The sequence below is a fragment of the Streptomyces sp. SID13031 genome, from assembly GCF_010548305.1.
Lineage (GTDB): Bacteria > Actinomycetota > Actinomycetes > Propionibacteriales > Kribbellaceae > Kribbella.
On record NZ_JAAGLV010000008.1, the window covers coordinates 182,832 to 202,944 of the forward strand.

19 protein-coding genes are annotated in these 20,113 nt (G+C 68.5%); 9 read left to right on the plus strand and 10 right to left on the minus strand.

Annotated features, from left to right (window positions below; translation table 11 throughout):
• Positions 1 to 114: 114 nt before the first annotated feature.
• Positions 115 to 816: a tRNA (guanosine(46)-N7)-methyltransferase TrmB gene (trmB, locus tag G3I17_RS17905; RefSeq protein WP_164597611.1), complete on the plus strand. Its 702-nt coding sequence runs from the start codon at positions 115 to 117 to the stop codon at positions 814 to 816.
• Here the strand turns inward: trmB and G3I17_RS17910 are convergent.
• The 5 genes from G3I17_RS17910 to G3I17_RS17930 form a co-directional block, all read right to left on the minus strand.
• Complete coding sequence (locus tag G3I17_RS17910; protein ID WP_164597613.1) at positions 797 to 3,472, minus strand: alpha-L-rhamnosidase; 2,676 nt, start codon at positions 3,470 to 3,472, stop codon at positions 797 to 799. The two genes, trmB and G3I17_RS17910, sit on opposite strands and share 20 nt — an antisense overlap.
• A gap of 91 nt (positions 3,473 to 3,563) precedes the next feature.
• Positions 3,564 to 4,313, minus strand: a complete 750-nt coding sequence (locus tag G3I17_RS17915; RefSeq protein WP_164597616.1) for an SDR family NAD(P)-dependent oxidoreductase — start codon at positions 4,311 to 4,313, stop codon at positions 3,564 to 3,566.
• A complete protein-coding gene (locus G3I17_RS17920; RefSeq protein ID WP_164597618.1) occupies positions 4,310 to 5,569 on the minus strand; it encodes a cyclopropane-fatty-acyl-phospholipid synthase family protein in 1,260 nt (419 codons plus the stop codon). The genes G3I17_RS17915 and G3I17_RS17920 overlap by 4 nt, the downstream gene beginning before the upstream one ends.
• A complete protein-coding gene (locus G3I17_RS17925) occupies positions 5,566 to 6,285 on the minus strand; it encodes a DUF1365 domain-containing protein (RefSeq protein WP_203590380.1) in 720 nt (239 codons plus the stop codon). Before G3I17_RS17925 ends, G3I17_RS17920 begins: the two co-directional genes overlap by 4 nt.
• A gap of 35 nt (positions 6,286 to 6,320) precedes the next feature.
• Positions 6,321 to 7,580, minus strand: a complete 1,260-nt coding sequence (locus tag G3I17_RS17930; RefSeq protein WP_164597620.1) for an FAD-dependent oxidoreductase — start codon at positions 7,578 to 7,580, stop codon at positions 6,321 to 6,323.
• A gap of 399 nt (positions 7,581 to 7,979) precedes the next feature.
• Here G3I17_RS17930 and G3I17_RS17935 point away from each other — a divergent pair, with 399 nt between their 5' ends.
• The 4 genes from G3I17_RS17935 (at position 7,980) to G3I17_RS17950 (ending at position 11,316) form a co-directional block, all read left to right on the plus strand.
• Positions 7,980 to 9,056 (plus strand): ABC transporter substrate-binding protein, encoded by a 1,077-nt coding sequence (locus G3I17_RS17935; protein WP_164597622.1) that lies wholly within the window; start codon positions 7,980 to 7,982, stop codon positions 9,054 to 9,056.
• Between the two features lie 51 nt (positions 9,057 to 9,107).
• Positions 9,108 to 9,932 (plus strand): ABC transporter ATP-binding protein, encoded by an 825-nt coding sequence (locus G3I17_RS17940; protein WP_164597624.1) that lies wholly within the window; start codon positions 9,108 to 9,110, stop codon positions 9,930 to 9,932.
• Positions 9,919 to 10,818, plus strand: a complete 900-nt coding sequence (locus G3I17_RS17945) for an ABC transporter permease (RefSeq protein WP_164597626.1) — start codon at positions 9,919 to 9,921, stop codon at positions 10,816 to 10,818. Before G3I17_RS17940 ends, G3I17_RS17945 begins: the two co-directional genes overlap by 14 nt.
• A gap of 69 nt (positions 10,819 to 10,887) precedes the next feature.
• Positions 10,888 to 11,316: a PLD nuclease N-terminal domain-containing protein gene (locus tag G3I17_RS17950; RefSeq protein WP_164597628.1), complete on the plus strand. Its 429-nt coding sequence runs from the start codon at positions 10,888 to 10,890 to the stop codon at positions 11,314 to 11,316.
• Positions 11,317 to 12,003: 687 nt separating this feature from the next.
• On the opposite strand, the gene G3I17_RS17955 is transcribed toward G3I17_RS17950, so the two are convergent.
• On the minus strand, positions 12,004 to 12,285 hold the full coding sequence (locus tag G3I17_RS17955) for a WhiB family transcriptional regulator (protein WP_026162890.1): 282 nt from the start codon (positions 12,283 to 12,285) through the stop codon (positions 12,004 to 12,006).
• A gap of 166 nt (positions 12,286 to 12,451) precedes the next feature.
• Here G3I17_RS17955 and G3I17_RS17960 point away from each other — a divergent pair, with 166 nt between their 5' ends.
• Positions 12,452 to 13,432 carry a MerR family transcriptional regulator gene (locus tag G3I17_RS17960; RefSeq protein ID WP_164597630.1) on the plus strand — a complete coding sequence of 327 codons (981 nt, stop codon included), beginning with the start codon at positions 12,452 to 12,454 and terminating at the stop codon, positions 13,430 to 13,432.
• Between the two features lie 3 nt (positions 13,433 to 13,435).
• Here the strand turns inward: G3I17_RS17960 and G3I17_RS17965 are convergent, their stop codons facing one another.
• The 3 genes from G3I17_RS17965 to G3I17_RS17975 form a co-directional block, all read right to left on the minus strand.
• Positions 13,436 to 13,981, minus strand: coding sequence for a histidine phosphatase family protein (locus G3I17_RS17965; protein WP_164597632.1), 546 nt, complete (start codon positions 13,979 to 13,981; stop codon positions 13,436 to 13,438).
• A gap of 9 nt (positions 13,982 to 13,990) precedes the next feature.
• Complete coding sequence (locus G3I17_RS17970) at positions 13,991 to 14,446, minus strand: hypothetical protein (protein ID WP_164597633.1); 456 nt, start codon at positions 14,444 to 14,446, stop codon at positions 13,991 to 13,993.
• 176 nt (positions 14,447 to 14,622) lie between these two features.
• A complete protein-coding gene (locus G3I17_RS17975) occupies positions 14,623 to 15,162 on the minus strand; it encodes a GNAT family N-acetyltransferase (protein ID WP_164597635.1) in 540 nt (179 codons plus the stop codon).
• A gap of 267 nt (positions 15,163 to 15,429) precedes the next feature.
• On the opposite strand from G3I17_RS17975, the gene G3I17_RS17980 reads away from it, so the two are divergent.
• Together G3I17_RS17980 and G3I17_RS17985 are read left to right on the plus strand one after the other, a co-directional pair.
• Complete coding sequence (locus G3I17_RS17980; RefSeq protein WP_164597637.1) at positions 15,430 to 16,518, plus strand: 3-deoxy-7-phosphoheptulonate synthase; 1,089 nt, start codon at positions 15,430 to 15,432, stop codon at positions 16,516 to 16,518.
• Between the two features lie 65 nt (positions 16,519 to 16,583).
• Positions 16,584 to 18,656 carry a phospholipase C, phosphocholine-specific gene (locus G3I17_RS17985; RefSeq protein ID WP_164597639.1) on the plus strand — a complete coding sequence of 691 codons (2,073 nt, stop codon included), beginning with the start codon at positions 16,584 to 16,586 and terminating at the stop codon, positions 18,654 to 18,656.
• 72 nt (positions 18,657 to 18,728) lie between these two features.
• On the opposite strand, the gene G3I17_RS17990 is transcribed toward G3I17_RS17985, so the two are convergent.
• Positions 18,729 to 19,739: a LacI family DNA-binding transcriptional regulator gene (locus G3I17_RS17990; protein ID WP_164597641.1), complete on the minus strand. Its 1,011-nt coding sequence runs from the start codon at positions 19,737 to 19,739 to the stop codon at positions 18,729 to 18,731.
• 156 nt (positions 19,740 to 19,895) lie between these two features.
• Here G3I17_RS17990 and G3I17_RS17995 point away from each other — a divergent pair, with 156 nt between their 5' ends.
• On the plus strand, positions 19,896 to 20,057 hold the full coding sequence (locus tag G3I17_RS17995; protein ID WP_164597643.1) for a hypothetical protein: 162 nt from the start codon (positions 19,896 to 19,898) through the stop codon (positions 20,055 to 20,057).
• The last annotated feature ends 56 nt before the right edge of the window (positions 20,058 to 20,113 follow it).

Consider the following 20,113-nt stretch of genomic DNA (forward strand, 5'->3'; position numbering starts at 1 on the left):
GAGCGACAGGACATAGTGCCGATCGGCTCGGGATTCCGCGCTCAGGCGGGCCGGGGGATGCCTGGGGACAGGTGCTATGTCCTGTCGTTCGGGACGCGAGCCTAGGATTGGCGGGTGGAGACGGTGGATCAGGTCAGGCAGGCGGGGGTGTCCAGCTACATCCGGCGGAGTGTCCGGATGACGGTTGGGCAGCAGCGGGTCTGGGAGACCAACTGGCCTCAGTTGGGGCGCAAGCTGGAGGAACTGCCGGCTGGCGAGGTTGATCTGGCCGGCTGGTTCGGGCGGGAGGCGCCTGTTGTCCTGGAGATCGGGTCCGGGATGGGGGAAGGGACGTCGCAGCTTGCTCGGCAGGCGCCTGAGGTCAACCACCTGGCGGCGGAGGTCTACCCGGCCGGGCTCGGGCAGTTGATGTTGTGGGTGGAGAAGTACGAGCTCGACAACGTGCGGTTGCTGCATGGGGACGCGCTCGATTTTCTGCGCGACCATGTGCGGCCGGACACGCTCGCCGGAGTGCGGGTGTTCTTTCCGGATCCGTGGCCGAAGAAGCGGCACCACAAGCGGCGGCTGATCACAGCGCCGTTCGTCAAGCTGCTCGCCACCCGCCTGCAGCCGGGCGGAAGGTTGCATCTGGCAACGGACTGGCAGGACTACGCGGACGACATGCTCTCGATCTGTGCGGCTGAGCCGCTGCTGACCAACGAATACGAGGGCTGGGCACCGCGACCCGACTGGCGGCCGGTCACCAAGTTCGAGTCACGCGCGCACGCCGAGGGCCGTCACTGTCGCGACCTGATGTTCACGAAGTCCGCGACGTGAAGTTCCAGTGACCTGACGGCACGGTGAAGACGCAGTACCCGTCCCGCTGCACCGGCTCGTCGGCATAGGGCGCCGGAATGACCGTCACATCGCTGGCCGCCTCAGCAGGCACGTGTACTTCGGCAGTCGTACCGACAGGCACCTGTACTTCGAGCTGGAACACCCGCCCAACTCGCCGCCAAGCCACCGAGACCCGCCCGCGAACGGTGTCGGTCCGCAGCGAAGCCGAATCCACCTGGGAGCGCCCATCCGGCCGGACCAGGATGCGTTCCCACCCGTTGGCGACGTTGCGCAACCCGGCCACGTTCTCCAACAGCCACTGTGCGACCGTGCCCTGGAAGTAGTGGTTGCGCGACCGGGTATCGGTCTCCCACATCTCCCACATCGTGTCGGCCCCGTTGTCGAACCAGTAACCCCAGCTGGGATACGACCGCTGCAACGCGACCTTCGCGGCCACGTCGGCATGGCCGTGTGCGCTCAGCACCGGCAGCAGTACGCCGACCCCGAGGCATCCCGTGTTGAGGTGGAAGCCGCGCGCCTCAATGTCGGCCACGAGGTTGGCCACCACCGCGGATACCGACTCCTCCGGAACTAATCCGAAGGCTAGCGGCAGCGCGTTCGACGTCTGCCGGTAGTCCGGATCCGAGGCCGTCCGATAGAGCCCCGCGGAGCGATCCAGGAACGCGCGATTCAGCCCGTCGGCCAGCTCGCCCGCGGCTTTGCGCAGCCGATCGACCTGGGCCGGCCGGCCAAGGATCTCGGCGATCTCGGCGACCGCGAGTACGGCGCGATACAGGTACGCCGTACCGGTCAGGCGGCGGTCCTCCGGTGGCGGGCCGTCGGGGTAGCCCGGCGGGATCCAGTCGCCGAGGACGCTCAGCGACAACCCGTCCTCGACCCGATCGAGTTCGTAGTCGAGATACCGCAGTACTGCGTCCCAGTGGTCGGCGAGCAGCCGCTCGTCGCCGTACCAGCGGTGCATCTCGCGCAGGATAAACGGGTAGACCGTCGACCATTCGGTGGCGGGGGAGAGCTCGGTGTAGCCCCAGTCGCCGGTCGGCGCAATCACCGGCAACCTGCCGTCCAGGTCTTGGCTGTCGCGCAGATCGCCGAGCCACTTGGTGAAGAAGCGGGCCATGCCGAGGGTGCCGGCCATCGTCGGGGCGCCGACCTGGGCGTCGCCGGTCCAGCCGTTCTTCTCCATCTTCGGGGTGTCGGTCGGGATGCCGTGCAGGTTGTTCAGCACGGTCCGCCGCATCGCCTGGTCGATCTGCTCGTACAGCGGCTGGCTCGCGCTGAACCGGCTGATCTCCGCGACATCGGAGTGCACCACCCGCATCGTCACCGAGCTGCGCGTCGGCTCGCCCGGGAAGCCTTCGAGCTGGACGTAGCGGAAACCCTTGTACGAGAAGCGCGGCTCCCACTCCTCGATACCGTTGCCTGAGGCAAGGTATTCGTCGCGCTGGAAACGATCCTTCCGGACATGCGGGTTCTCGGCGAAGACGGTGCCGTCGGCAAGCAACCTCTCACCGTGCGTGAGGCTGATCGTCGTACCGGCCGGTGCGGTCACCTGCAGTTTCGTCCAGCCCGCCGTCGTTCGCCCGAAGTCGGCGATCCACACGCCGGGCTTCGGCTGGGTGAAGGCCACCGGCGCGACGTCCTCGATCACCCGGATCGGCTCGTGCTCCTGCGCGCGTACCTGACCACGCGGAGCCTGAACGACGAGCGCCCTGGTCCAACTGGAGTCGTCAAAGCCGGCCGCATCCCAGCCGGCCGGGTGCAGTCGAGCGTCGTAGGTCTCGCCGGAGAACAGCGAGTCGGAGCGAGTCGGCCCATCGGTCACTCGCCATGCATCGTCGGTGACGATCTCGGTCGCGGTGCCATCGGCGTGCTCGATCACCAGCCGGGCGAGCAGCCGCGGCTCGGCGGTCCACGGTGTCTGGTGCCAACGCCACACGTTCGGGGTCGACAGCCCGAAGAAGCCGCGCCCGAGTTCGGCGCCGAGCACGTTGTCACCGGACTGCAGCAGCGCCGTCACGTCGTACGCGACCGACAGCACGGTGTCCTCGTAGTCGGTGAACCCGGGATCGAGCACCGAGTCGCCGACGCGCTGCCCGTTGATCCGCAGCTCCTGGTAGGCGAGCCCGCTCGCATACAGCCGCGCCCGCTCGACACCTCCAGCCAGCGTGAAAGCACGCCGCAGCAGTGGCGCCGGAACGTCCTCGTCCCGTACTTCGGAGTCGCGAGCACCGATCCATCGCGCGTCGCCGAATCCCTCGCCGAGCAGCCCGGTCTCGAACCAGCTCGCCGGGCTCCAGCGACCGACTCGCTCCAGCCCGTCCCACAACCGGACAGCCCAGTGATAGCGAGTCCGCGGCGTCAGTACCGGCCCGTCGTACGCGATCCCGAAGCTCTTCGCCGAGGAGACCTGCCCGGTGTCCCACACATCGGCCGTCTCGGGCGTCAGCAGGTCAGGGCTCGAGGCCACCAGCAGCTGGTACGCCGATTGGGTCGCGCCATAGCCCGGCGCGGTCGCGATCCACCCCAGCCGGGGTCGGTTGGCGTCCGTACCGAGCGGGCGGTCGGCGTACTCGGTGGTGAGCTTGTCCGCGGTCAACGGTCCACCAGGGGTCCAGCTGTCCGGGGCAACAGGCATCACGCGAGCTCCTCACAAGGCGGGAAGGTCCCGGAGGACCGTATGCACCCGCCCAAGTCCTGAGCAACAGCCGTGTCCTGATCTGGACAGTTCAGGACCGAGGCGTGAGAGCGATCGCCCACAGCCGGTCGGGAACCAGCTTGGCAACCCGCATCAGGAGTGACATCTGCCACGGGAAGACGATCCGCGCGGACTGCTTCTCGATGCCGTCCGCGATCGCCCGGCCGGCCTGTTCGGCGGAGACCATGAACGGCATCGGGAAGGTGTTCTGCTCGGTCATCTCCGTCTTGACGAAACCGGGACAGACAGTGATGACGTCGATACCGTCAGGGCGGAGCCGGACGCGCAGGGCTTCTAGCAGGTTGATCTGCGCGGCCTTCGACGCGCCGTACGCCTCCGACCCGGGCAGCCCGCGGTAGCCCGCGACCGACGAGATGCCGACGATCACTCCGGCGCCCTGCACATTCATCCGGGGGATCAGCTCGCCGAGGCAGTTCGCCATCCCGCCGACGTTCACCTTGAGATGCTGGTTGATCGACTCGACGTCGAAGTCGCTGCCCATCTGCTTCCAGTAGCCGGCGCTCAGGACAGCGATGTCGATCCCGCCGAGCTCGGCCGCGACGACATCGGCCGCCTGCCGGACGTCGTCAGCATCGGTGATGTCGCACGGAACGGCCGTCATCCACTCGCCGGCGACCGCTTGCAAGGCGTCGGCCCGGCGTGCGGAGATCGCGACGTGCGCGCCGCGGCGGCACAGCTCCCGAGCCAGTGCGGCGCCGATGCCCGAGGAGGCGCCGACGACCCAGATCCTGCGGCCGGCGACATCCATAGCTCTGCTCATTCTGACCTCCACTCCACCGCCCCGGTCAGGTCCTTCCGCACCAGAGCCAGTTGGGAAACGCCCAGGTACCCGGCGCGGAAACCGGCCTCGGAGTACGCCAGGTAGAACTCCCACATCCGCCGGAAGACGGCGTCGAAGCCAAGGTTCGCGACCTCGGCGGCGCGATCGGTGAACCGGTCCCGCCACAGCCGCAGCGTGTGGGCGTAGGCGGGCCCGAGGTCGCGGCGATGAGCGATCTCGAGCCCGCCCGCCGCGCCCGCGATCTGCTCGATCGCGGTCAGCGAAGGGATCAGGCCGCCGGGGAAGATGTACTGGTGGATCCAGCCCTGGGCGTGCCTGGTGGCGAGCAACCGGTCGTGCGGCATGGTGATCGACTGCAGCGCGAACCGTCCGCCGGGTGCCAGCAGCCGGTCGATCGTCGCGAAGTACGCCGGCCAGTACTGCGCGCCGACGGCTTCGATCATCTCGACGCTGACCACCGCGTCGTACTGGCCGCGCACGTCGCGGTAGTCGCGCAGCTCGACCTCCGCGTTGACACCGGCCTCGGCGATCCGCTTCCGGGCCAGGTCGCGTTGCTCGGCCGACAGCGTCACCGACGTGACGGTCGCGCCGCGTTCGGCTGCCTGGATCGCGAGCTGTCCCCAGCCGGTACCGATCTCCAGCACCCGGGTGCCTTCGCCGACTCCGGCATAGTCGAGGACGCCGTCGATCTTGCGGCGTTGCGCTGTCGCCAGGTCTTCGTCCTGCGTCTCGAACCAAGCCGATGAATAACTCATGGTCTCGTCCAGGAACGTGGCGAAGAGCTCGTTGGACAGGTCGTAGTGCCGGGCGATGTTGGAGCGCGCGCCTTCGCGGTCGTTGTCCTCGGACGACGGCATCCGCTGCTCGATCAGCTTGCGGAACCGTTGCAGTGCCGGTGGTACGAGATCGGTGAGTTCTCGTGCGAAGACGGTGAGCAGCTCGGCCAGGTCAGTGCCTTCGCCCGCGCGCCAGTCACCGGCCATGTACGCCTCGCCGAAGCCGATCTTGAGATCCGCGCCGATCCGGTGGAAGAAGCTCTCGGCAACGATCTCCATCACGGGTGCACCCGCACAGCCGGCGCCGACGCGGCCACCACCGGGCAGCAGGACGACGAGCGGGAGATCGCGGACCGCTCTCCGCAAGATCAGCCGGGCGGCGGCGGCCCGTACCGGGCTGTATGGCGTACGCGCGACGCGCGGCCAGTGCTCGGCGTCGACGAGGCGCAGAGAACTCATCGGACTCCCTCCGGTGGGATGTGGGGCTCGCGGTGGATCACCGGTAAGCGGCGAAGCCTGAGCCAGACACCATGCATTCGGATCAGCGCCCAAATCTGATAGGTGATGAAAGGTGTGAGCAAGGCCGCTCTCAGCACTGTCAGTCGGCTGGCAATGCGTGGTTTCCCGGTGAAGGCGGCGGAGAACACCCGACGCTCCTGCTGGACGAGGTCGATCGCGACCGAGACCCGCTCGGCGTCCAGGCGCAGCGTGACGTCGTACCGGCCGTCCACTGTGAAGAAGGGCGAGACGTAGAACTCCTTGCCGAGCGTGAAGCGACCGGCGGCGTCAGGTCTGGCCAGCTGCGCGTGGCGCTCGCCGTAGGTGTTGTGGATCTCCAGTACTACGCAGCGCAGCTCGCCGGCGGAGGTGAGACACCAGAAGACGCTGAGGGGGTCGAACACGAAGCCGAGGAAGCTCCTGGCGTTCGCCAGCATCAGTACGCGATCATCCGGCCGGAGCTGAATGCCGTGGGCTGCTGTGAAGGTGGCGATGTTGTCGCGCAGGGATGGGCCCAGGCCGAGGTGGTCCTTGGCCGAGAAACGCCGGCGGGGGAGGTGGTTGACGTCCACGAGCCACTGGTACGTGCGGTAGCGGAACCGGTGGCGTAGGGGCATTCGGCGTGAGTGGCTCACGTGCCCGGACACGATGGCGGGCAACTGCGGGAGAGTCGCCACGGCCGGCTGCTGCCTCTGCGTCTGCCTTTGGTGGTTCACCACGTAGCGCCCAGTCTCTCGGCTGCCTCGACTCCGGAGCGGCAGCCGTCCTCGTGGAAGCCCCAGCCGAGGTGTGCTCCGGCGAATGCGAGTCGCGGGCCGCCGGCGGTTCGTAGTACGGGTGCTGCGGCTACTGACTCCGGGGTGAAGATCGGGTGGGCGTAGGTCATCTGTGCGGTCACTTTGGTGGGGTCTACCGAGCCGTGCGGGTTGAGGGTGACCAGGTGTTCGTCGGGGCTCTGCAGGTCCTGCAGGCGGTTCATCCAGTAGCTGACGAGCACCTGCGGCTCGGGGGTCTCGCAGCTGCGCATGCGGTAGTTCCAGGAGGAGCGCGCACTGCTGGCCTGCGGCAGTACTGCGGTGTCGGTGTGCAGCCAGGTCGGGTTGACGGAGTAGTCGAAGGCGCCGAGCAGGGTCTTCTCCTCGGGCGCTGCATCGCCGAGGAGGTCCAGGGCGGTGTCGGCGTGCGTGGCGACGACGACCTTGTCGAACTCCTCGGACCGGTCGGTGATCACCTCGACGGCGTCGTCGTGGCGTAGTACCGCGCGTACGGGCGTTGAGGTGCGGACATCGGCGATGTTGTCGAGCACTGCGTCGACGTAGGTCCGGGAGCCGCCGGTGACTGTTCGCCATTGCGGCGAGCCGGTCACCGTGAGCATGCCGTGGTAGTCGAGGAAACGGAACAGGTACTGCGCGGGGTAGCGCTCCGCGTCGGCTGAGCCGGACGACCAGACGCACGCGACCAGTGGCAACGCGAAGTGGCGGACGAAGTACTGGGTGAAGCCCCGAGTGCGGAGGAAGCCGCCCCAGGTCAGCCGGTCGTCGCCGGTGTCGAGCACCTGGCGGGCCTCACGGTGGAAGCGCGGTACTTCCGCCAGCATCCGCAGGAATCGCGGATCGGCGATGCGCCGGGGCTGGCTGAACAGCGAGCGGGCGCCGCGGCCGCCGGCGTACTCGAGACCGCAGCCGTCGCAGTGCACGCTCATGCTCATCTCGGTCGGCTGGGTGTCGATGCCCAGCTCGGCGAAGAGGCGGAGCAGATTCGGGTAGGTGCGCTCGTTGTGCACGATGAAGCCGGTGTCGATCCGCAGCGGGTTGCCGGCGGAGTCCGTCACGTCATGGGTGTGGGCGTGCCCGCCCGGCCGGTCGGCCGCCTCGAAGACGGTCACGTCATGGGTCTGGTTCAGCACGTGGGCCGCGGTCAGGCCGGAGACTCCGGAGCCCAGCACCGCGGCGGTCGGACGGTCGCCGCTCATACGAAAGCCTTTCCCGTTGCATAAGTTCTGAACAAGTTCAGGACGCGCTTGGGGGTGGTTCGTAGCAGCGGGCGGTTTTGATCGGTGCCGGGGTCAATCGCTTGAAATGTCTCAGATCGTGATTTGTCGTCTCATATACCGAAACCAGAGCCCGTTGATGGACTTTGTCCGCTTTCATGGTGTGCATGCAGGTCACCGCCAACCGGCCAGCCGACACGCTCACGCGCCGTCGGCATGTCGACCTGCTCCGCGTCGCCTCCGCAACCTGTTGACCTTCGGCGCCACCTCTCAGTGCAGGTCCTGACCGGATCCGGTCCGACCAGCTGTTTGCTGTCCAGCCGCTCTGAAATTCCCGCCCGCGATCTTTATGGGTCGCCCGCACACCTGAAGGTCATCCCTGTGAGCATCACGAGCTTCCGTCCTGCCCGTGTTCTGGCCGCCTCGGCCGCTGTCTTGTCATTGATCGCCGTCGCTGCTGGTTGCTCGCGCGCCGAGGATGACGCAGCGCCGGCTGCCTCGGCCGACAAGGGCCCGGCGACCGAGCTGCGGCTCGGCTACTTCCCGAACGTCACGCACGCCGCCGCGCTGGTCGGCCTCGGCAAGGGTCTGTTCACCAAGGAGCTGGGCAGCACGAAGCTGGTGCCGACCAAGTTCAACGCCGGCCCGGAGGCGGTCGGCGCGCTGCTCGGCGGCTCGCTGGATGCCTCCTTCATCGGCTCCGGCCCGGCCATCAACGCCTACGCGAAGTCCAACGGGGAGGCCGTCCGGCTGATCGCCGGTACGACGTCCGGCGGCGCGCAGCTGGTCGTCAGGTCGACGATCACCAAGCCGGAGGACCTGGCCGGCAAGACCGTCGTCACGCCGCAGCTGGGCAACACCCAGGACGTGTCGCTGAAGAAGTGGCTGGCCGAGAAGAACCTGACCAAGACGGTCAAGGTCACCAACCTGGAGAACGCGCAGACGCTGGACGCCTTCAAGAAGGGTGACGTGGACGCCGCCTGGCTGCCCGAGCCCTGGTCGTCGCGACTCGTCCTCGACGCCGGCGCGAAGGTGCTGCTCGACGAGGCCTCGCTCTGGCCGGACGGCAAGTTCCCGACCACCGTGCTGATCGTCCGGACCCAGTTCCTGCAGGAGCACCCGGAGTCGGTCAAGCAGCTGCTCACCGGGCTGGTCGCGTCGATCGACAGCATCAACGCGGACAAGACCGCGGCCAAGACCGAGGTCAACAAGCAGCTGCTCGACCTGACCGGCAAGGCGCTCAAGCCGGCCGTGATCGACCGCGCCTTCAGCACGATCGAGGCGACCGCCGATCCGATCGCCGCGCAGTTCCCGCAGCTGGCCAAGGACCAGGTCACCGCCGGCATCGCCAAGACGGCTCCCAGCGTCTCCGGTTTCGCCGACCTCGGCCCGCTGAACGAAGTACTGACCAAGGCCGGAAAGCCCACGGTTGACGCAGCCGGCCTCGACAAGAAGTAGCTCCCCCGAAGTGCCTACAGGTACGACGGTTCCGCAACGAGGAGGCAGACGATGACTGCGACAGCCGAAGCCAGCGCGACGGCCACGAGCAACGCAGTACGGCCGGTGCGGTTTCACCAGGTCGGGAAGGCGTTCGGGCAGGGCCGCAAGTCGGTGGTCGCGCTCGAAGGCGTCAACCTGGATGTGGCGGCCGGTGAGTTCGTTTGCCTGCTCGGTGCGTCCGGCTGTGGCAAGACGACGCTGCTCAACCTCGTTGCGGGGCTGGACAAGCCGACCAGCGGGCGGATCGAGCTGAGCTCGTCGCGGCCTGCGGTGGTGTTCCAGGAGGCTGCGCTGATGCCGTGGCTGACTGCTGCGGGCAACGTGGAGCTGCCACTGCGGCTGGCTGGAGTGTCGAAGGCCGCTCGTCGGGCGAAGGCTGCTGAGCTGCTGGAGTTGGTGCGGCTGGGCGGGCTGGGCGACAAGCGGCCGCACGAGCTGTCGGGCGGTATGCGGCAGCGGGTCGCTCTGGCGCGGGCGCTGGCCTCGACTACTGACAACACTGAGTCTGGCTCTGGGGCTGGCTCGGCTTCGGGTAAGCCGTCGTTGCTGTTGATGGATGAGCCGTTCTCTGCGCTGGATGCGATCACGCGGGACGTGCTGCAGGGCGAGTTGCTGCGAATCTGGCGCGCGACCGGTACTGCGATCTTGTTCGTCACGCATGACGTGCGGGAGGCGGTGCGGCTCGGGCAGCGGGTAGTACTGCTGTCGTCGCGGCCCGGGCGGGTCGTGCGCGAGTGGGACGTCGACGGGCTGTCCGGTGCGGGAGAGACGGGCGCTGTCGACGAGATCAACGGTGCGCTGCGGAAGGTGATCAGCAGTCATGCCGCAGCCTGACACCGGCGTACAGGATCGTTCTGCCGCTTTGGAGCCCGGGTCGGTCGAGGCCGGCCTGGACGCGCTCGACACTCCGGTCAACGCGCCTGACGGGAGTCTGCTCCGGCGGACGCTGACGAAGGTGTGGCCGCCGATCGCGGCGATCGTGCTCTTCGTGGTCATCTGGCAGGTGCTGTGGGCGGCGGCGTTCTGGCCCGAGTTCAAGCTGCCTGCGCCGGCCGATGTCTGGGCGCAGATCTGGCAACTGGTGACCTCGGGGAAGATCGTCGAGCTGTTCTGGGTGTCGGTGCACCGCGCGGTGATCGGGTTCGCGATCTCGCTGGTGATCGCCGTACCGCTCGGGCTGGCGATCGCGAACTTCAGCGTCGTCCGGCGCGGGATCGGCCCGCTGGTGTCCGGGTTGCAGAGCCTGCCATCGGTGGCTTGGGTCCCGGCCGCGATCCTGTGGTTCGGGCTTAACGACCAGGCGATCTACTGGGTCGTGCTACTCGGCGCCGTACCGTCGATCGCCAACGGCCTGGTCTCCGGCCTCGACCAGGTACCACCGATCCTGCCGCGCGTCGGCAAGGCACTTGGCGCGAGTCGGCTCAGCGGCATCCGGTACGTCCTGCTGCCGGCCGCGTTGCCCGGCTTCCTGGGCGGGCTGAAGCAGGGCTGGGCGTTCTCCTGGCGCTCGCTGATGGCAGCCGAACTGATCGCCACCTCGCCCGACCTGGGCGTGGGCCTCGGTCAGTACCTGCACGACGGAATGTCCCTGTCCGACATCTCGATGGTCTTCGCCGGCATCCTGCTGATCTTCGTCGTCGGCGTCGGAATCGAACTACTCGTCTTCCGCCCCCTGGAGAGCTCAGTCCTCCGAGCCCGCGGCCTCACCGGCGCGAACTGAGCGCAGAGACATCCCGGGGTCCGGCGCTAGCTGACCGCACCGATCGTCCGGTGCCCGTACTGTTGGAGCGTGGTCCGATTTCTGCCGTTCCTGATCAGCCTGGTGCTGAGCGTCTACGCGCTCTTCTCCTGCATCCAGACACGCGATGAAGACGTTCCGTACCTGCCCAAGCTGGTCTGGATCGTCCTGATCGTCTTCGTGCCCTTCGTCGGCCCGATCGTCTGGCTCCTGATGTCCCGCGCCCAGGCCGTCCGCCGAGAACGAACGGCGGTCCCCAAGCCGAAGCCGACAGGCCGCCCGGTGGCGCCGGACGACGACCCGGACTTCCTGGCGTCCCTGGACCGGTATCGCGACCCGCGCACCACCGCGCGCCCACCGGAGCCACAGAAGCCGACGGACCCGATCCAGGACAAGCCCAAAGACGAATCCCCGTCCGAAGAGCCGAAGCCGGCCGACGCAGAAGAAGCCCCCACCGAACCAGACGACGGCAAGCCCTAACCGCCCGCCCCCGTCCCCAGCTCGCGGCGCCTGCTCCGCTCCGCTGCGCCGGTTGCATCGCCCGGGGAGGTGGATGCGCTGACGCCCGCGTTGGGTAGGGCAGGGGCCGCCACGTGACGCCGATCGATATTCGGGCGGGGCCGGTCGGGGCGAGCGCCGGGTGGGGCTCGGCTGATGGCCGGGTTCAGTGGGAAACTTTTCGTCGCCAGGTGCAAGTTAGTTTCCCACCCGGGGTGGTGGGCTTGGCTGTGTTCGGGCTCTGGATGGCCGCGCATACATAACCCTGTCGCTCTCCCCATAATGCGCGAGTGTGAGCGCTCGCCGGTGGAGTTAGGCGTGCCTGGAGAGGAGCCTGCCTGCCGGCGAACTGGAGTAGATCTGGATCGCGACACCTTCCACGGCGTGCGAGCCTTCGAACACTCAGTTCTCACTGCGTCGGCCCGCTCGCGGTGGCTACGGCGATCGACCGCGAGGCAGGCGGCGTAGCGCAGCGGAGCAGGCGTCGCGAGCCGGGCTGCGCTGCAATCGTTGCCAGGATTTGGGCGCGCCGGATAGAGCCAGCTGGGCTGGGCCGGGGGCGCGGTGTTGCCGACCTGTGGTGCGGGCGAGGCCGCTGGAGGTCGGGGGCCGGGTCCGGCGGCAGGGCCGGACCCGGGTGGGTCGGGGTGGTTCAGCTCCCCGCGGCCGTCAGGCGGACTTCCTGTGTTCGGCGAGTACTACGTTGTCCCGTTCGGATTCCGTGGTTCCACCCCAGACGCCGTACGGCTCTCCGACGGAGAGAGCGTGTTGACGGCATTCGGGCTGGACCGGGCAGGTACCGCAGAGCGACTTGGCCACCATCTCGCGAGCGCGTTTGCGAACGCCACGCTCCGATTCGGGGGAGAAGAACAGCTCCGGGTTGACGTCGCGGCACGCAGACTGCGACTGCCAGTCCCACAAATCCATGAGCGGGCGGGGTAGGCGAGGCATCCCTCTCGACATGGCAACCTCCTATGACTCACCGTGAGCGCGGACGGGCGCTCGGTGAAAACTATGCTCAACTCATGCGCAGTTCAACCCTTGTTGTCTCGAAACTCGGTCGAGTTGTTATCGGCCCGTGGCGATTTTCACGTTTTCGAGGCGGTGGGAGGGCATCATGAACGCCGTGCCGACCCCCGCCGATTCGCTCACCGTCGGGGCCACCGCGCGCCGGCTCGGGATCGCCGCGCCGACCCTGCGGAGCTGGGAGCGCAGGTACGGATTGAGCCCGAGCGCACGGTCAGCAGGCGGTCATCGGCGCTACAGCCCGGAGGATCTGGCCCGGCTGCGGGCGATGCTCCGGCTGATCGATCAGGGCGTCGCGACGGCCGAGGCGGCGGCATCGGTTCGTGACCGGATCTATCCCACCCAATCACCCACTGTGACATCCGCCACTTCTGTTGCCGACGGCACCCGGACGCGGTCACACGGAGTTCCGAAGCCGGTCCCGGTACGCCGGTCCGCCCGGACTCGCACCGATGGCCCGGGGAAGCTGGCCGACCTCTTCCAGCTCGCGAACGCGATGGACGGCGACCGGCTCACCCATGAGGTCGCGCGCAGCCTGGACATGTCGGGAGCTGTCGACGCCTGGACGAGCCGGCTGATGCCGCTGCTGGTCGAGGTCGGCGACCAGTGGGAGCGGACCGGGGCATGCGTCGAGGTCGAGCACCTGGCGTCGGACGCGGTGGCCGGCGGGTTGAGGTACCACACCCGGCGCAACGTGGAGCGGCACAGGCCGGACGAGACGGAGCGGGCCGTAGTACTGGCTTGCCTCGAGCGGGAGGACCACGCGTTGCCGCTGCTGGCAGTGGCGGCTGCGCTGGCCGAGCGTGGCGTGCGGGTGCGGACACTGGGTGCCGCGACGCCGGTCAACTCGCTGTCTGACGCCGTACGCCGGATCCGCCCGGCAGCCGTCTTCATCTGGTCCAGTGCGTCCGAGACGGCCGACCTGGACGCTCTGCGCGGCCTGGCGCGCACCAGGCCGTCGTACCACCTCGTGGTCGGCGGCCCCGGCTGGCAGACGCTGGGGGAGCCGGACGGCTGGGTGAACTCCCTCGCTGAGGCTGTGACCACCCTGGTCTCGGCAGTCCGGCCCTAGGCCCTAATCGTCGGCCGGGTCGTACCGGAAGTACACCTGCCCGCCGTGCGCAGTCTCGCGCTCACCCGTCAGAGCCCGGATGACCATCGCGTGCGTAATGGCGAGCACCGGCCCGTCGGTGCTCGCAGTGTGCCGAGCCAGCGCTGCCCGCGCCCGAGCCCGTACCACCGATAGCGGCTCCCAAGCCCGGACGATCCCGTCGGGCCACTCGCCGTCGTACTCGTCCAGCTCGGCCTGCGCCGCCCGCACGTCGGCCACCCCTCGCCAGGAGCCCGTGCTGTCGGGCAGCCAGTCGCGCAGGTCGTAGTCGACCCGTACTCCGAGGGCCAACCGGTGCCCGATGATCGCTGCACTGTGCAGGGCCCGGGTGAAGGGGGAGGCGATCAGGTATGTGGCACCGATGCCACTCAGGAGGTCCGCAGCCGCCTCGGCCTGCCCGGAGCCCTCTGGAGCCAGCGGAGCGGCGTCAGCGGCCATTCCGGGCCAGCCACGGCTATCCACCGGCGCATAGTCCGGCTGACCGTGCCGGACCAGGTAGATGTGGGTCACAAGAGTGTTCTACCTGAGATGCCGAGCCCCCGCCCAGCCTCTGGCGCGGCTTGGCGGAAGCGCGGAAGGGTCGGATACGGAACCAGGCGGCCGCACATTGTGCTGCCCGCCGAACAAGTGCTCCAGGTCGAGCTCGGGCCCGCCTCGCTCGACCGCAGGCGCGGACCAGGTGTCCTCCGGCGCGGTCCAGCCGTCAGCGCTCTCGGCGGGCTCGGCCCACGCGTCGGCCCCGGCATACGGGACGGACTCCTCACCCTCGAGCCACTGGACCTCGGTCGCGCCCTGGTGGCCGTGGACGGCGAGCACCGACTCGATGTCGGGCCAGACGGCCGTCGCCGGGTTGGTGCCGCGCCAGCGCAGCGCGACCGAGCCGTCGGTGAACACACACCCCTCGGCGACGACGCCGGTACCCGAGACGCCGCTGAGGTCGCGATAGCGGACCAGTTCGAAAGTCCGCGGCCTCACCGCCCGGCCCCGGCCCGGCAACCGTGTCTGCCGGATGACGCACGCAACCCATGACCCCCGAGCGGACCTGCCACCGTGCTAGCACCCCTTAAGAGATTCCACAGAGAAGTCCTCAACCTGTTGCGACCCTCAACGACCCACGGCGCCTCCCGGTTACACCCGGGGAAAGTCAGATCTCACCCACTGACACCACCCGTCTCGATCTCCCGCCGCATCAGCACCCGCCCGGCCGGATCCAGCCCCATCGCCGTCTCCTCCCGCTGGATCTCGGCCAGCCCCGGGGTCAGCTCGGCAGCGGTCAGCTCCCGGAAACCCAGGCGCGCGTAGTACGGCCCGTTCCAGCCGATGTCGCGGAAGGTGCTGAGGGTGAGAGCGGGCAGTCCCCGCCCCGCCGCCCAGCGGTCGACCTCGTCGATCAACCGCCGCCCGATGCCTTGCCGGGCATGATCCGGATGGGTGCTCACCTGCTCGATGTGCGCCGCGCCGTCGATCAACTTCACCAGCACGAAGCCGACTGCCTGGCCGTCCACACCAGCGGCGGTCCAGGCCAGACCGGCCCGCTGGTACTGCTCGAAGATCTCCAGTGAAGGCGGCGGATGCTCGGCCACGTCGGTCATGCCGATCTCGTGGAAGAGCACGCCGGCCGCCTTCTCGATCGACCGGAGGCGGGGGACTTCGTCCACCCGGGTGGCGCGGATGGTGATGTCGGTGGTCATGGCCCGAGGCAACCATGACGACGGTCCAGGTGCCAGGCGATTTCGCCGGCCGGTTGCGCTGGGTGATATCGTCGGCGACGTGAAGCGTTGCTATTGGCGATTTTTTGAGTGGCCGGCTGTGGTGCCGGGCAGCTCAGCCAATCGCTGACGCCTGAACACGAACCAGAGCCGGCTCTCGAGGCAAGGACATTCGTCCTTGCCTTTTCTCATTCCCAGCCGGCGCTGTCCTCGGGTCCACCGCGGAGTACCGGCGGAAAGGTCCCCCTCATGAACACCCTCCCGCAGCAGCAGGCACCGCAAGGCGCGGTCGTCGACCGACGGATCGAGAAGACCGTCCCGTTGGTGACGCCGCTCGCCCTGCACGACGAGTTGCCGCTCAGCGCCGAGCTCGCCGAGACCGTCGTCAAGGGCCGCCAGGCCGTCACCGATGTGCTCAACGGCGTCGACGACCGGCTGCTCGTTGTCGTCGGCCCCTGTTCGGTGCACGACGCCAAGGCCGCCCTCGAGTACGCCGAACGGCTCGCCCCGATCGCCGAGCGACTCTCCGACGGGCTGCTCGTGGTGATGCGCGTGTACTTCGAGAAGCCACGCTCGACCCTCGGCTGGAAGGGCCTGATCAACGACCCCGGCCTCGACGGCTCGGGCGACGTCAACCTGGGACTCCGCACGGCCCGCGCGCTGCTGCTCGAAGTACTGGCCAAGGGGCTGCCGGTCGGTTGTGAGTTCCTCGACCCGATCACCCCGCAGTACATCGCCGACACCGTCGGGTGGGGCGCCATCGGCGCGCGGACCGTCGAGAGCCAGGTGCACCGCCAGCTGTCGTCCGGCCTGTCGATGCCGATCGGGATGAAGAACCGCCCCGACGGCAGCATCGCGACCGCGGTCGACGCGATCAAGGCGGCGGCGGTCCCGCACGTGTTCACCGGGATCGACCACGACGGCGCGCCCGCGATCCTGCACACCCGCGGCAACCCCGACTGCCACCTCGTACTGCGCGGCTCCGACGCCGGACCCAACTACGACGCCGAGTCCGTCGCCGGTGCCACCGAGCTGCTCGCCAAGGGCGGCCTGCCCGAGCGCGTCGTCATCGACGCGAGCCACGGCAACAGCCGCAAGGACCACCGCCGCCAGCCGGCCGTCGCCGCCGAGATCGGGCAGCAGGTCGCCGCCGGGAACAAGGCGATCGTCGGCGTGATGCTGGAGTCGTTCCTGGTCGAGGGACGCCAGGAGCTCGACCCCACGAAGCCACTCGTTTACGGACAGTCGATCACCGACGCGTGCCTGAGCTGGGAGACCACCGAGACCGTTCTGGAGGGTCTGCGCGACGCCGCGATCAAGCGTCGTACCGGCGCGTGAATTTCTGAAGAATGTAGGTCGTGAGCCATCCCGCGACCAGCACGTCCTGACCTACTGTCCGGGGCATGACTGAGATTTCCCGCCGCCTGGTTCTAGGATCCGCAGCCGGTGGGGCAGCGTTGTCGCTGCTCCCACCGTCGCTGCACTCGGCGATGGCGCAGCCCATCCGGCCCGGTGGTCTCGACGCGATCGAGCACGTGATCGTGCTGATGCAGGAGAACCGCTCCTTCGACCACTACTACGGCATGCTCCGCGGTGTCCGCGGGTACGGCGACCGCCTGCCGCTGCGGCTGCGCAACGGCAAGTCGGTGTTCCACCAGCCGGTGACCGGCGGCGGCGAAGTACTGCCGTTCTCGATCCGGAAGGCCGCTGCCGACGCCGGCCGCAACCCGGACGACATCCAGTACCTCGGTGCGCTCGCGCACGGTTTCACCGATGCGACCCAGGCCTGGGGCAACGGCTGGAACGACGACTGGGTGCAGGCCAAGACGGCCGCGACGATGACGCACTACGACCGTCGCGACATCCCGCTGCAGTACGAGCTGGCCGAGACCTTCACCATCCTCGACGCCTACCACTGCTCGGTGAACGGCTCGACCAACCCGAACCGCAACTACCTGTGGTCCGGCACGACGGGCTACGAGCCCGGTACCACCCAGCGCGCGGTCACCAACGCGGCGTACAGCTACGACCACAAGGGCTACGACTGGACGGCGTACCCGGAGCGGCTGGAAGCGGCCGGCGTCTCCTGGCAGATCTACCAGGAGTGGGACAACTTCACCGACAACGCGGTGGAGTACTTCAAGACCTTCAAGGAGCTCGGCCACCGGATCCTCGCGTCCGTGCCCGGCTACCGGACCACCGAGGAGTTCTACGACAAGCTCTTCGAGAAGAACCCGGCCGAGCAGGCCGCCGCGCTGAAGCTGCTCGCCGACGCGGTCGCGAAGCAGCCCGAGGCCGACCAGAAACTCTTCTACAAGGCGATGCACCGCAGCGAGCCCGAGTCGCTCGTACCGCGCGTGCGGGCCGACATCAAAGCCGGCAAGCTGCCCGCCGTCAGCTGGCTGGTCCCGTCGGCGGTCGACTCCGAGCACCCCGGCTCGTCGACCCCGGTCGGCAGCGCGAACCTCGTCTACGACCTGCTCGACGCGATCGCCTCGGACCCGGTGACCTGGTCCAAGACGGTCCTGCTGATCAACTTCGACGAGAACGACGGGTACTTCGACCACGTACCGCCGCCGGTCGCGCCGCGCCCCGATTCCGGCGCCGGCGACGACTGGTACGCCGGTCGCCCGATCGGCCTCGGCCCGCGCGTCCCGATGACCGTGATCTCACCCTGGTCGGTCGGCGGTCACGTGAACTCGCAGGTGTCGGACCACACCTCGGTGATCCAGTTCCTCGAGCGCTGGACCGGCGTCAAGGAGCCGAACATCAGCTCCTGGCGGCGGACAGCCTGTGGTGACCTCACCTCGGCCTTCGACTTCAAGCGGTCGCACAAGCAGCCGTCGACCGACGCACCCGGTCCGGTACCGGCGCCGATCTCTCGCTGGAAGCCGACGCCGCCCGTCACCCAGGCGCTTCCGCTGCAGGAACCGGGCCGTCGTCCGGCGCGCGCATTGCCTTACCAGCCGTCGGTTTCAGGCTTCGTTGCCAATGGCAAGCTGAAATTGGCGCTGGGCAACAATGCGGCTGAGGCGGCGCATTTCGTGATCTATCCGTACGGCGGCGAGCTGCCCGCGCCGGCGCACCTCGACGTCACGGCAGAGACCGTCCGGGAGATCCCGGTCAGCGGTCCGTACGAGCTCGCGGTCCAGGGCCCCAACCGCTTCTGGGTCGAGCTGGCGGGTGCGGTCGACGGCATCGCGGCCGGACTCGACGTGCGGATCCGCGAGGACCGCGGCTCGCTGCACGTCGAGCTGGAGAACACCGGCACGAAGCCCCTCACCGTGAAGCTCAAGGCGCGCGGTTATGGCAGCCGGACGATCAACCAGGACGTCCGCGGCAAGCAGACGCGCGCGCTCACCTGGCCGACCGACCGAGGCTGGTACGACCTGGAGATCACCACCGCCGACGACACGACATACCGGCGCCGTTTGACCGGCCATCTCGAGAGCGGCGCGGCCAGCGTCACCGGCTAGCCCGACCCGGCCAGAACCAGCGACCACGCCCGCCGGAAGGTGTTCGAGCTCACCAGAGGTGGGCTCGTGACCTTAGGTGCGGGGTGGGCAGCCACAGGACTCGCGGTGCATGATCTCTGCCGGGAGACGGATCGTTTGGGGTGGTGCCTCGCGATCCGTCATCCGGCGGACCAGGAGCTGGACTGCGCGGGCGCCGATCGCCGCCGACGGTTGGGCGATGGCCGTCAGCCCGGGGCTGAACAGATCGGCCCAGGCGAAGTCGTCGAAGTGGACGATCGCGAGATCGCGCGGCACCCGGATGCCCGCCGCCTTGAAGGCGGCCAGTGCTCCGATGGTCATGTCGTTGTTCGCGGCGAAGACCGCCGTCGGTGGCTCCGGCAGGTCGAGCAGTGCGAGCGCGGCCCGGCGACCACCTTCGCTCGTCGAGGCGCCCTCCACGATCAGGCAGGGGTCGATGGCGAGGTCGGCGTGGTGGTGGGCGTTCCGGAAACCGCGGAGCCGCTCGGCGCTGGTCGCCAGGCCGGAGATACCGGCGATCATCCCGATCCGGGTGTGACCGGCCGAGATCAGGTGGTCGATCACCGCGGCCGTGGACGCCTCGTTCTCGACGCCGACCTGGTCGGCGCGCAGGTCGGGATCGATCCGGTCGACGATCACGTAGGGGACCGGGTGGTCGCGCAGCAGCGGCAGGGTGAGGTGGCGCCAGTCGTCGGACGGCGCGATCACCAGGCCTTCGATGTGGTGGGCAAGCAAATTGGCGACCGCCACCGCCTCGTGCCGGGCGTCGTCGCGGGTGTCGACGATGATCAGGTTCAGACCGGCCCTGGTGGCCTCGCCGTCGATGCCCTGGACCAGATCGACCCAGTACGGGTTGGAGGCCGCCGTCAGCGCGAGGCCGATCGTCCGGTTCGAGCCGGCCGCGAGGGAGCGGGCGATCGGGTTGTGCTCGTAGCCGAGCAGGCCCATCGCCTGGTGCACCTTGTCGCGGGTCGCGGCGGCGACCCGGCGGGTGCCGTTGACGACGTGCGAGACCGTGCTGACCGAAACGCCGGCGGTGCGGGCGACGTCCGTCATCGTGACCATCCGTCGAATATTCGTCGCTCAGCGTGCTTTGCGCAACCCTTTGCGCAAACGACCGCAAGACGATGCGGCACCAGGCGCAGCAGTAATTGGATGCCTTGGGCATCGAGACCGTGCAGCACATCGGGCAGATCCACCCGGCGAGCGGCAACTGGACAGATGTTGCTGGCGGCAAGCAAGGTCAGGGCGGCGGCGATGCTTTCGTCCAAGCAAGGCGATCGGCGCCGACTTCACGCCACCGACACCGATCAGTCGTCGGGTCAGTTCGGCCTCAAGGTCTTCCGCGGTACCGGGGTCTTCCAGCACCTCAATCTGAGCTGACCACTGGTGGTTCAACGCAACTTGAGGAAAGGTGAGGTGCTTAGTCGGGGCGATTT

Coding starts and splice junctions, on each gene's coding strand:
- G3I17_RS17990 (WP_164597641.1), bottom strand. CDS start 19,739: ATGGTCACGATGACGGACGTCGCCCGCACCGCCGGCGTTTCGGTCAGC.
- G3I17_RS17955 (WP_026162890.1), bottom strand. CDS start 12,285: ATGCCTCGCCTACCCCGCCCGCTCATGGATTTGTGGGACTGGCAGTCG.
- G3I17_RS17995 (WP_164597643.1), top strand. CDS start 19,896: ATGTTGCTGGCGGCAAGCAAGGTCAGGGCGGCGGCGATGCTTTCGTCC.
- G3I17_RS17980 (WP_164597637.1), top strand. CDS start 15,430: ATGAACACCCTCCCGCAGCAGCAGGCACCGCAAGGCGCGGTCGTCGAC.
- G3I17_RS17960 (WP_164597630.1), top strand. CDS start 12,452: ATGAACGCCGTGCCGACCCCCGCCGATTCGCTCACCGTCGGGGCCACC.
- G3I17_RS17975 (WP_164597635.1), bottom strand. CDS start 15,162: ATGACCACCGACATCACCATCCGCGCCACCCGGGTGGACGAAGTCCCC.
- G3I17_RS17985 (WP_164597639.1), top strand. CDS start 16,584: ATGACTGAGATTTCCCGCCGCCTGGTTCTAGGATCCGCAGCCGGTGGG.
- G3I17_RS17940 (WP_164597624.1), top strand. CDS start 9,108: ATGACTGCGACAGCCGAAGCCAGCGCGACGGCCACGAGCAACGCAGTA.
- G3I17_RS17920 (WP_164597618.1), bottom strand. CDS start 5,569: ATGAGTTCTCTGCGCCTCGTCGACGCCGAGCACTGGCCGCGCGTCGCG.
- G3I17_RS17910 (WP_164597613.1), bottom strand. CDS start 3,472: ATGCCTGTTGCCCCGGACAGCTGGACCCCTGGTGGACCGTTGACCGCG.
- G3I17_RS17945 (WP_164597626.1), top strand. CDS start 9,919: ATGCCGCAGCCTGACACCGGCGTACAGGATCGTTCTGCCGCTTTGGAG.
- G3I17_RS17915 (WP_164597616.1), bottom strand. CDS start 4,313: ATGAGCAGAGCTATGGATGTCGCCGGCCGCAGGATCTGGGTCGTCGGC.
- G3I17_RS17930 (WP_164597620.1), bottom strand. CDS start 7,580: ATGAGCGGCGACCGTCCGACCGCCGCGGTGCTGGGCTCCGGAGTCTCC.